This is a genomic window from Salinisphaera shabanensis E1L3A (genome assembly GCF_000215955.2).
Taxonomy (GTDB): domain Bacteria; phylum Pseudomonadota; class Gammaproteobacteria; order Nevskiales; family Salinisphaeraceae; genus Salinisphaera; species Salinisphaera shabanensis.
The window spans coordinates 294,381-305,474 of sequence record NZ_AFNV02000003.1; the positions used below are offsets into that span (position 1 = coordinate 294,381).

The following is an 11,094-nucleotide window of genomic DNA, read 5'->3' on the forward strand; positions in this document are numbered from 1 at the left end:
CTTAAGCCGCCGCGCCGTGCGCGCTGGGCTCAGCGGCCGAGGCCGAGCCCTCGTTGTCCTTGGGCACCATCGGCGGTTTGGGCGTATCGCCCTGCGCGTTCGGCTGAGGCTGCTGTTGCGGCGGTTTTGGCGGCTGCTGCTGTGAATCCGGCTGCGGTGCGGGCTGCGGCTGAGCCTTGGGCGCGTCCTGTGGCTGCTTTTCCTGATTTTGCGGCTGTTGGTCGCCCGTCGGCTGTGCGGGTTTATCCTGCTCGGCGGGCTGCGGCTGTTTCTGCTCCGGCGTCGACGCCTTGTCGGCAGACGGTGCCTTCGGCTTGCCTTCGCCGTCCTGGATTTCGAGTTCGTCGACCACGTCTTTGACACCCGCCTGCGAACGCGCTTTCTCGAGCGCCAGCTCACGTGTCTCTTCGTCTGGGACAACGCCAGTCAGGGTAACGACACGGTCTTTTACGCCCACCGAGATAGCGGACTTGTCGAACGACTTCTCGTTGAGCACGTCGCGCTGGATGGTGCGGAAGAGCACTTGATCGTTAACCGTCTTGTTTACAGCTTCGGACGCTGCAGCGACCTTGTCGCGCGCTTTCTTGAGCTCGGCTTCCGACTCGTTGAGGTTTGCCTGCAGCTCCTGAAGCTCTTCTTTCTTGTCGTTCAAGGCCTCTTGTGCGTCGTTGCGCGATTCACGTGCTTCCTTGAGCTGTTCGACCGCGTTGTCGTATTTTTCTTGCGGTGTCTCGGAGCAGCCGGCGAGCACACTCAGGCCGAGTACGAGGCCGGTGAACACGGTAGCGAAACGGATGTTGGCGTTGTTCATCGAAGACGAGTTGGAATAAGCCGATAACCGAAAATAACACGTTTATAAGCCCGTGCTGGGTCGCTAGAATGAAACCCATGCATATCGCCGGTTATACATTCGCGCAGGGGCTGGCGGCTGCGCCCATGGCTGGCGTGACCGACCGCGTGTTTCGCGCGCTGTGTCGCACGCTCGGCGCGAGTGTGACCACGGCAGAAATGGTCTCGGCGCGGCCCGAGCTGCGCGCCACGCGTAAATCGCAGCTGCGTCTTGATCAGGACGGCGAGCCCGCGCCGCGCATTGTCCAGATCGCCGGCGGCGATGTGGCCGATCTGGTCCACGCCGCTCGGGTCAACGCCGATGACGGCGCCCACATCATCGATATCAATATGGGATGCCCGGCCAAGAAAGTGTGTCGCAAGGCCGCCGGCTCAGCGTTGATGGCAGATGAAGACCGCGTGGCCGCCATTCTCGACGGTGTGGCGAATGCGGTCGATATACCGGTGACGCTGAAAATGCGTACCGGCGTCAGCGCCGATCGGCGTAATGCCGTGGCGATTGCCCGTCGTGCCGAGCAGGCGGGTATCGCTGCGCTCGCGGTGCATGGCCGCACGCGCGATCAGCACTACACCGGCGTTGCCGAATACGAGACCATCGCCGCGGTTAAACGCGCGGTGTCGATCCCGGTCTGGGCGAACGGCGATATCGATTCGCCGGCCAAGGCGCGCGCGGTGCTCGCAGCCACCGGTGCAGACGGGCTGATGATCGGCCGCGCCGCTTGCCGTCGGCCCTGGCTTTTTCGTGAGATCGCGATCGAACGTGCCACCGGGGTGACGCCAGCGCCGCCAAGTGTGGCCGATGAGCGCGAACTGCTGCTCGGGCTCATCGAACAGTTGCATGATTTCTACGGCGAGCAACAGGGCGTGCGTGTGGCGCGCAAGCATATTGGCTGGCTCAACGAACGTCGGCCGGCCGCGCCTGCGCTGTATATGGATATGGTTCAGGCGGATACGGCAGCGCGCCAGCTGCGCTTGCTCGACTGCTATTTCGATGCCGCCGCCGTGGCCGAACCGCGGGCCGGGGAACCGAACAACGAAAAAGCGGCCGGGCGACGAATCGCCACGGCCGCTTGAAACGCATGTGCTAAAGCACTGCGCGGGCTTACATGCCCGGCGCGGTGCCAGTCGGGCCGGCGATGCCACCGATCAGCGCCATGATCAGCAGCTGAATCACCCAGCCGATCACGCACACGCCGACGGCGCGCAGGGTGCTTTGATAATCCAGCGCCTGGCGCACGGCGATGATAGTGGTGGCCAACATCCAGATCGAGGCGATGAACCAGATGATCCCGCCGATGACCGGAATGATGCCGAACACGCGCAGCAGGCCGGGCGTGGCGGCAAAGCCCAGCGTGCGCAGCAGCTGGCCGACATCGGCTTCTGTTTGCGCTTCGGGCAGTAACTTCGTGCCCACAGCCCAGATGATTGCCGCCCAGATCAACCAGCCGAGCAGGGCGGCGACGGCGTTGAGCAGAAGAAAGCCGATCGTGCCGCCGCCCAGCGCGCCAATACCGGCGGCGAGCGACGCGAGAACGACAATCAGTGCCGCCTGGCCGGTCGCGCCACGGTCGTGTTCGACTTCTTCATAGGTAGGCGCCTGCAGCTTGGCAGCGCCAATCATTCGTTCGGTAAGGCTTTGCATGACTGAGTCAGTCGTTGGATTTCCATCCGATCTTGGCTGAGAACGCGCTCTGGCGCCAGCATGCGTATTTTGTGGATTGCGCTTGTCACGGGGCGCACTTACGCTGTTGGCTCTGTTACTTCCAATCGGTGAAGATTCTGCGCGCCCTACTGCTGATCAATCAGAAATCCCGTCAGGGCGAAGCCAACGCACAGGCGGCTCGCGACGCGCTCGAAGCGCTCGATGTAGAGATCACCCTCGGCAAATTCGAAGAACCCGATGACGTGCCGGCCGAGATCGATCGGCATGCGCCGAATGTGGATATCATCGTGCTCGGTGGCGGCGATGGCACGCTCAATCTTGCGGCAGCCGCGGTCATGCGCGCGGGGCGCCCGATGGGTGTTCTGCCGCTGGGTACAGCGAATGACTTTGCCCGTACGCTGCTGATCCCCACCGAGCTCGAAGCGGCCTGTCGCAATGTGGTGGAAGGCGTGAGCCACGGCGTGGATCTGGGCCAGTGCAACGACGTGTATTTCGTCAACGTCGCCAGCGTGGGCCTGGCCGTGCGGGCCTGCGAATATCGTTCGGATGCGGCCAAGAAATGGTTTGGCTCGTTCGGCTATGCGAGCAACGTGTTTAAAGCCTATCGCGACACCGAGCCGTTCGATGCCGTGGTGCGCTGCGGCGATGAAACCCATCGACTGCACTCGATCCAGCTTGCGATTGGCAATGGTCGTTATTTCGGCGGGGGGCTCGCCGTGGCCAGCGATGCCGCGCTCGATGATGGTCGGCTCGATCTGTATAGCCTTCAGCCGCAGTCGTTGACCAAACTGATGGGCATGATACCGACGCTGGTGCGCGGCCCGGACAAGTCCATTCAGGGCGTACAACTGCTCGAGGGCACCGAGTTCGAAGTCGATACCGGCAAACCCATGCCGATCAACACCGACGGCGAAATCCTGACCGAAACCCCGGCGACATTTCGTATTCATCCCGGCGCGCTGCAGGTCAAGGTGCCGCAGGAATATGTCGACCGCTATGGGCGCGACAATAAAAATAACCAATAGATCGCGGCCGCCAAACCACCGTACGATTTCACTGGCGAGGAGCAGTTGATGAGCGATCGACCGCAACGATTCACCGATGCCGAGGCCACGATCGACTGGCTGATCGAAACCGTCGGCCACGATATTCATGTCGGTGCGCCGCTGGGCCTGGGCAAACCGGCGACGCTGCTCAACGCGCTTTATGCGCGCGCCAAGGCCAATCCCGAGATCAACTTGCAGATTCTGACGGCGCTCTCGCTGGATGTGCCGCAGGCAAACAGCGAACTCGAACGCCGCATCATGGACCCGATCGTCGAGCGCGTTTTCGAGGATTATCCGGGCCTGGACTACGTTCGTGATCTGAATGCCGGCACGGTCCCCGACAACATCACGATTTCGGAATTCTTCTTTCAGCCAGGGGCGATGCTAGGAAACGAAGACGCCCAGCGCCACTATCGATCGGTCAACTACACCCACGTGGCGCGCGACCTCATCAACGCCGGCGTGAACGTGCTCATGCAGATGGGCGCACCGGGGCCGGACGACAGCCAGTTTTCGTTATCCAGCAATACCGACGTCACGCTCGATCTCATGCCCGTGGTCGAGGGCATGCGCGAACGTAGCGAGCCGATCTGGGTGGTCGGCCAGCTCAACAAACGCATGCCGATGATGACGCGTAGCGCGCTGGTCGACGTATCGCTGGTCGATGCCGTATTCGAAGGTGACGCGGCTACGTTCAAGCCATTCGGCGCACCGGCCATGCCGGTCGCGGAGGCCGACTATGCGATCGGGCTGCGTGTATCGAGCCTGCTGGCTGATGGGGGCACGTTACAGATCGGTATTGGCTCGCTCTCCGATGCGATCGCCTACTGCTGTGATCTGCGGCATAACCACAATCAAGATTATCGCGGGCTGATTGAACGGCTTAACCGGAGTGCCTCCGAGCGTGCGCTCGTGGAAGCGATTGGCGGTAAGGATGTCTTCGAGCGCGGCCTTTATGGCTGTACCGAAATGCTCGTCGATGCCTATATCCAGATGTATCGATCCGGCGTGATCTCGCGGCCGGTCTATGACGATATCGATATCCAGCGCCTGCTGGATGCCGGCACGATCGGCGAGCGTGTGGACGCCCACACGCTTTCGGCATTGCGCGACACCGGTGCGATCCGGGCCCAGCTCGACGCAGACGACGTGGCGCGCCTTAAGCATATCGGCGTGTTTAACGACGCCGTGGGCTACCGCGATCGCAAACTCGACGCCGGCGACGGCGGCGAGCCGATTGCCGCTGACCTGGACGACGACGATGCCCGCGCTGCGATCGTGTCGCGCTGTCTCGGCGATCGTCTCAAAGGGGCGACGCTGGTGCACGGTGGTTTTTTCCTCGGGCCGAACAGTTTCTACCAGTCGCTGCACGATCTTGGCGACGACGAGCGCGATCTGTTCCATATGACCAGCGTCGGCGAGATCAACGAGCTCTATGGCAACGAAGCCCTGCGTCGGGTCCAGCGCCGCGACTCGCGTTTCGTGAATACCGCGATCAAGGCCACCTTGGCCGGCGCAATCGCGTCTGACGGGCTCGAGAACGGGCAGGTCATTTCGGGTGTGGGCGGGCAGTACAACTTCGTATCCCAGGCGCATGCGCTCGAAGGCGGACGCTCGATCATCTGCGTACGGGCGGTGCGCCAGTCCTCTGACGGGCCGGAGTCCAACGTCGTTTCCCACTATGCGCACACCACGATCCCACGCCATCTGCGCGATATCGTGGTCACCGAATACGGCGTGGCTGATCTACGTGGCAAGACCGACGAAGAAGTCGCCATGGCGATGATCGAAATCGCGGATGCGCGCTTCCAGGATGAACTGCGTAGTGCCGCAGTGTCCGCGGGCAAGCTGCGTCGCGATTATCAAGTGCCCGCGCATGCGCGTAACAATACGCCCGACAATCTGCGCCGGCTGTTGGCGCCGGAAAAAGAAAAGGGTCGGTTCGAAGCCTATCCCTACGGCAGCGATTTCACCGAAATCGAGCGGACGCTCATCGCGTCACTCAAGAAGCTACAGGGCGGTTCGCACGGCAAGACCTTATCGAGCCTTGCCCGTCACGCATCGCGCCTGGCCACGCTGCCCGCCAGCGCCGAACCCTATCTCGAGCGCATGGATCTGCAACGCCCGCGCAGCCTGCGCGAATCGCTCTATGCCCGTGTCGTCGCATTCGCGTTGATCAACGACGGCGTGATCGATAGCGACGAGGCGCCCGGCGAAGACAATCCCGCCGATTCATGAGCGCGACCGTCTCGCCCAAGCGCTTCGAAAGCACCGAGGCGCTCGACGCCGCGCTTGCCGCTCAGGGCTATGTTAGCGACGCCGAGCTGTGCATGACGCTTTATCTGGCCATGGCATTGCACAAGCCGCTGCTGGTGGAAGGCCCGGCGGGCGTTGGCAAGACTGAGATCGCGAAAGCCTTGGCCGCCGCGGTCGATACGCGGCTGATTCGTTTGCAGTGCTATGAAGGCCTCGATGCGGCCCAGGCACTCTATGAGTGGGATTATCCGCGTCAGCTGCTCGAAATTCGTATGCAGGAGGCGGCCGGCGCCTCGACCGAAAGGCTGCGCGATAGTCTCTATTCCGACAGCTTTCTGCTCGAACGGCCATTGCTGGCAGCGCTGCGTCACAGCCCGCCGCCGGTGTTGCTTATCGACGAGCTCGACCGTGCCGATGAAGCCTTCGAGAGTTTTCTGCTCGAAATTCTGTCGGACTGGCAGATCAGCATTCCGGAATACGGCACAGTGCGAGCCGACACACCGCCGCTCGTCGTGATAACCGGCAACCGCACCCGTGCACTCGCCGAGGCCACACGGCGACGCTGTCTCTATCTATGGATCGACTATCCGGACCGCGCCAAGGAGCGGGCCGTACTCGAACGCCGGTTGCCCGGGGTCGATAGCCGCCTGGCCGATACGATCGCTGACTTTCTGGCCTGGGCCCGCAGTCAGGATCTGGCCAAGACACCGGGTCTGTCCGAAACGCTGGACTGGGCGGCGGCGCTCATCGAAATCGGCGTGGCCGATCTGGACGATGCGCGTCTCTCCACCACGCTGGGCGCGCTATTCAAGGATCCGGCCGATATCGAAGCCATGCGCGCCCGTCTGGAAGACTATCGCAGCGCGCGATGAACGACTGGTCGCTCGCGCGTGTCGTGGCCGCCTTCGTCGACGAACTGCGGCATGCCGGGGTAACGGTCAGCCCATCCGAAAGCGCCGATGCGCTGAACGCGCTTGCCAGTATGCCGATGCTGCGGCGCGCTGATTTCGCCCGGCTGTTGCGTGCCTGTCTAGCCAAGACGCCGGCCGATCGCGCGCGCTTCGACGCGGTGTTTGCGATGTTCTTCAATGAACGGGCCGTCGAGCCCGCTGAACAGGTTGACGCCGAAAACGACGAAGACGGCACAAAGGCCGCGCGTGGCGTCGGCGAATCCGAGCCCGCGCCGGCCAGGGCGACGACGGCAGCCGTGGCGCAAGACGACGATGCACGCACCGGCGCGAGTACGACGCGCCACGTCATGCAGGCGGACCTGGCGGCCATCGACGTCCACGAGCGCGCCGCCATGGAACGTTTGATTCGCAGCCTTGGCCGTCAGCTGGCTCGCCACGCGGCCCGGCGTTGGCGCGCGCGCTCGCATGGCGCCATCGATTTGCGACGTAGTCTACGCAGCGCGATCGCCCGCGGCGGCGAGGTGTTCGAGTTCCGCCGCCGTTATCGCCCGCGCGAGCGACCTCGGTTGGTGGTGTTCGCCGATGTCAGCTACTCGATGGATGCCTACAGCCGGTTTTTCCTGTGCTTCATCCATGCCTTCGCGTTTGTGTTCCGATCGGTGGAAAGCTATGTGTTCAGCACCGAGCTATCGCGGGTCACCGATACGCTCGCTCGCGCCGGATCAATTGAAGCCGGGCTGGCGCGTCTGCCCGGTACCGTTGAAGACTGGGCGGGCGGTACGCGTATCGCCCGCGCGTTGGAAACCTTCATGCATCGCTTTGGCGATCATCAGTTGGATCGTAATACGGTGGTGATGATCGTGTCTGATGGCTGGGATAGCGATAAGCCCGAACGGCTCCAGGCCGTGCTCAAGCGCTTGCGAGGCCGTTGTCGCGCGCTGATCTGGCTCGATCCGCTCATGGGGCATCCGCGTTTTTTCAGCACCGCGTTGGGGGCACAGCATGAATCGCCGCATGTCGATTTATGTGCGCCAGCGCGAAATCTTGCCGGGCTTGAGGCGCTGGTCGAGCGGTTATCGCGGGAGCGGGTTATTTAGCAGTTCGGGTCCGACCCGTCATGGTTTGGCTCAGAGTTATTTATTCGACCGTAAACCGCCGCGCCCCGATCAGCTGTCCATCATCGGTAATGACAGTCACCCGCCAGCGTCCGGTCGGGTCGTCGCCGAGGGCGAGCTTGTGGCTCCAGGCGCGATAGCCGTTTTCCGGGCCGCCGCCGGTGATTTCCAGAGGAATGCGATCGACGACCTTGCCATCGTGCGACCAGACGTGCAGCACTTGCTGTTGAAGTCCGCGCGGTGCAGCGATGGAAGTGAAGGCATACAGGCCATCGCTGGCGAGTTCGTCAGCCGTGAAAGTGGAACGGTCGTCGCCGGGCTTGCGGCTGTCGATATTCACTTGCAGCGTAATCGCCATATCGGTGGCGCGCAGCGTCGCCGGCGGAATCCAGAAACGTCCGAACCAGGCGATGCCGCCCAGGGCGACAGAAAGCGCGGCCAGCAGTAGCCAACGCCACCATTGGCGCGCCTGAACGGCGTCGTTGAAGCTTGGCAAGGCACAGACTCCCATGGCGACCGAGGCAATCGCCACACTTTCGCCCGTGGTCAGCGACAGCATGATCGGGCCGGCGGTCAGAAGTGCGACGAATAGTGTGAAGCCGTGAAAGCCGAGAAACAGCCAGCGTCGCCCGGCAATACCATGCAGATAGATCGGGTCCACCGTCGAGGCCGCCGCCGCTACGATCAGAAGCCCTGTAAACAAAGCCTGGCCGCTCAGCCATGTCGTGGTCGCCAGAAAGAACGGGAGCACGAAGAACAGGGTTTCCTGATGCAGGCACTGAGCCGCGAAACGCACCGCGGCCTGGGGAATGCGTTCGCCGAAATAGCGCGCGAGCAGGCGGCACAGCAAACCTTCGAACAGTAGCGCCAGCCAGCCAAGCAGCATGAGGGCGGTGACCCATTGGGCGAGCGCGGCCTGGCGTTCGACCAGAAAGAAACTGGCGGCACCCATGGCGAACGAGGCAACGGGCAACAGGCGGCGATAACGAAAGGCGACACGGCCCGCACGGCTGTTGAGAAGTCGTGAAAAATACCGTTCGACCGGGCTTTCGTCGGGGGCGTCGTTGGCGACTGTTTCGCTGGCCACGGTGCTCGCTTACAAGGTTCGAAGAATTCGAAGAACAAGGGCTGTGATCCGGCGCACGGATCGCAGCGGCGCGATCATAGCAGCGCCGTTGCTGTATGCCGGCTGACTCACGAACGTTAGACAGGGATATCGTCCGGGTGGCCTTGCAACCGTTATCGGCGCCCGCACCGTAGGGTTGAACCACGTAACCGTGGTTTGCCCGGCCGCGGTGTTATGATTGCGTCGGGTCAGCGACACAGTACGAACGACGGTCGAAGACGTCATGAGCGATTTCAAAGGCATTCCCGTAGTCACGGGCAGCAAGGTTCAGAAGCCCAACGGCACGCGGGCGATCAAGAACGGCATGAAGGCGAACAAGAACGCCGCAGCCGTACCGATCGGACGCAAGCCGGACTGGCTGCGTGCGCGCCTGCCCACGGGCGATACCTATCAGGCCGTCAAGAAGAATGTGCGCGAGCACAAGCTGGCTACGGTGTGTGAAGAATCGATGTGCCCGAACATCGGCGAGTGCTGGAGCCACGGCACGGCCACCATCATGATCATGGGCGATACCTGTACCCGCGCCTGTCGCTTCTGTGCGGTGGATACCGGCAACCCCCGCGGCTGGCTGGATTCCCAGGAGCCCGAACACTGTGCCGATTCGGTCGAGATCATGGGCCTGAACTATATCGTGCTCACGTCGGTGGATCGGGATGACCTGCCCGATGGCGGCGCGCAGCACTATGCCGATTGCGTGAAGGCGATCAAGGCGCGTACACCGAACGTGCGTGTGGAAGCTTTGGCGCCCGATTTTCGTGGCGTACCGGAATATGTCGACAAGGTCGTCGACTCCGGGCTGGAAGTGTTCGCGCAGAACGTGGAAACGGTCGAACGTCTGACGCATGTGGTACGCGATGCGCGGGCCGGCTATCGTCAGACGCTGGATGTGCTTGAACATGCCAAGAAGCACAATCCGAATGTGTTGACCAAGACCAGCGTGATGCTGGGTCTGGGCGAGACCGAAGACGAAATTGCCCAGACCCTGGATGATCTGGCCGCGATCGGTGTCGATATCGTCACCTTCGGCCAGTATCTGCGCCCGACGGTGAACCATCTGCCGGTCGAACGCTATGTGCCGCCGGCCGACTTTGCCAAGTATCGGCAATGGGGCCTGGCCCGCGGTTTCCTGGAAGTGGTCTCCGGGCCGCTCGTACGCAGTTCCTATCGCGCGGATCGGGTGTTCGACAAGAACAACGCTGGGCTGGATCAGACCGCGTAGCTCGACACGCTTTGATTGCTAAGCGAGGAACGGTAGCTGACGTTATATTGGCGCTCGCCGCGTATCGCGATGGCGAGTTCTTCCCATGCGGCACAGCGTTCTTTATCGGTCAGCATTTAGCTCTGACCGCGACGCATGTTGTGACTAATCCTTTTGATGCCCGTATTTCTTTCGTAGAGCCAGGATTCAGTCTTGTGGCGTTCGAGCAAGTGGCAGGGTTGCAGGATGCAAGATGCTGGTACGTCGAAACCGCCTACTTTGCGCCCACGCATTCCGACCGTGGAGACGACGACAGACCGATAGATATAAGTGTTCTTAAATTATCACCGGTTGTCTCAAACGAAGGGTCAGAAAAATCGCCGCGCAACTGGCATGTTGAATTGAATGTTTTTCCGCCGGAAGCGGGTGAAACGATTACTGCGTACGGCTTTGCGAAGGCGGAAATGTACTCTACCGATGAGCCCGATCTTTTCTTGTACGGAAGTAATAAAAGTATCGTTAGGGCTCAGGTAGGTGAAGAGTTTTTCCCTCGGCGCGATCGTGGAATGTATTACTTCCCTTGCTTCGAAGTTCTAGGTGATTTCCCTAGTGGGATGAGTGGCGGGCCTATATTCAATGGAAACAATCAGGTTTGCGGCGTAGTGGCCGGTGGAGGGATTCCCGGTATTAGTTATGGTTCGTCAATCTGGCCGATATTTAACTCGAATGTAGATGGCGTACGGTTCATCGATCTCGCTAGAGCTGGCACTGTTCGAGTCGCGAATCATGACGCTGTTTATTTAGATGATTACGGCGAGGCGTTAGTCAAGCTCACTCTGAATCCGCTTCGCTAGTTTATAAAAAAACCCGGGCTTTGCCGGGGTTTTTTTATATTCATTACTAGGGCGTGTTGCCGTTTCACATGGGTAG

Annotated in this window: 10 protein-coding genes; 7 read left to right on the top strand and 3 right to left on the bottom strand. The window is 61.5% G+C overall.

All coding sequences use genetic code 11. The features are described 5' to 3' along the window. Window position 1 precedes the first annotated feature (1 nt). The gene (locus SSPSH_RS03225) at window positions 2-811 is read right to left on the bottom strand and encodes a BON domain-containing protein (protein ID WP_006914045.1); all 810 of its coding nucleotides are present in this window, start codon (window positions 809-811) and stop codon (window positions 2-4) included. A 77-nt stretch (window positions 812-888) separates the two neighbouring features. On the opposite strand from SSPSH_RS03225, the gene dusB reads away from it, so the two are divergent. Beyond that, window positions 889-1,923, top strand: a complete 1,035-nt coding sequence (gene dusB / locus SSPSH_RS03230; RefSeq protein WP_006914044.1) for a tRNA dihydrouridine synthase DusB — start codon at window positions 889-891, stop codon at window positions 1,921-1,923. Window positions 1,924-1,951: 28 nt separating this feature from the next. Here the strand turns inward: dusB and SSPSH_RS03235 are convergent, their stop codons facing one another. After that, window positions 1,952-2,491, bottom strand: coding sequence for a YIP1 family protein (locus SSPSH_RS03235; protein WP_006914043.1), 540 nt, complete (start codon window positions 2,489-2,491; stop codon window positions 1,952-1,954). Between the two features lie 128 nt (window positions 2,492-2,619). Here SSPSH_RS03235 and SSPSH_RS03240 point away from each other — a divergent pair, with 128 nt between their 5' ends. The 4 genes from SSPSH_RS03240 to SSPSH_RS03255 are packed head-to-tail and all read left to right on the top strand — an operon-like array spanning window position 2,620 to window position 7,822. After that, window positions 2,620-3,537, top strand: a complete 918-nt coding sequence (locus SSPSH_RS03240; RefSeq protein WP_051339735.1) for a lipid kinase — start codon at window positions 2,620-2,622, stop codon at window positions 3,535-3,537. Window positions 3,538-3,585: 48 nt separating this feature from the next. Continuing rightward, window positions 3,586-5,796 carry an acetyl-CoA hydrolase/transferase C-terminal domain-containing protein gene (locus SSPSH_RS03245; protein WP_021031358.1) on the top strand — a complete coding sequence of 737 codons (2,211 nt, stop codon included), beginning with the start codon at window positions 3,586-3,588 and terminating at the stop codon, window positions 5,794-5,796. Next, window positions 5,793-6,686 carry an AAA family ATPase gene (locus tag SSPSH_RS03250; RefSeq protein ID WP_006914039.1) on the top strand — a complete coding sequence of 298 codons (894 nt, stop codon included), beginning with the start codon at window positions 5,793-5,795 and terminating at the stop codon, window positions 6,684-6,686. Before SSPSH_RS03245 ends, SSPSH_RS03250 begins: the two co-directional genes overlap by 4 nt. Beyond that, window positions 6,683-7,822, top strand: a complete 1,140-nt coding sequence (locus tag SSPSH_RS03255) for a vWA domain-containing protein (RefSeq protein WP_006914038.1) — start codon at window positions 6,683-6,685, stop codon at window positions 7,820-7,822. Before SSPSH_RS03250 ends, SSPSH_RS03255 begins: the two co-directional genes overlap by 4 nt. Window positions 7,823-7,862: 40 nt before the next feature. On the opposite strand, the gene SSPSH_RS03260 is transcribed toward SSPSH_RS03255, so the two are convergent. Beyond that, window positions 7,863-8,927 (bottom strand): DUF5924 family protein, encoded by a 1,065-nt coding sequence (locus SSPSH_RS03260; RefSeq protein WP_006914037.1) that lies wholly within the window; start codon window positions 8,925-8,927, stop codon window positions 7,863-7,865. Window positions 8,928-9,189: 262 nt separating this feature from the next. On the opposite strand from SSPSH_RS03260, the gene lipA reads away from it, so the two are divergent. After that, entirely contained in the window at window positions 9,190-10,185 is a 996-nt protein-coding gene (gene lipA / locus SSPSH_RS03265; protein WP_006914036.1) for a lipoyl synthase, read from the top strand. An 11-nt stretch (window positions 10,186-10,196) separates the two neighbouring features. After that, entirely contained in the window at window positions 10,197-11,018 is an 822-nt protein-coding gene (locus SSPSH_RS18300; RefSeq protein WP_084623393.1) for a trypsin-like serine peptidase, read from the top strand. The last annotated feature ends 76 nt before the right edge of the window (window positions 11,019-11,094 follow it).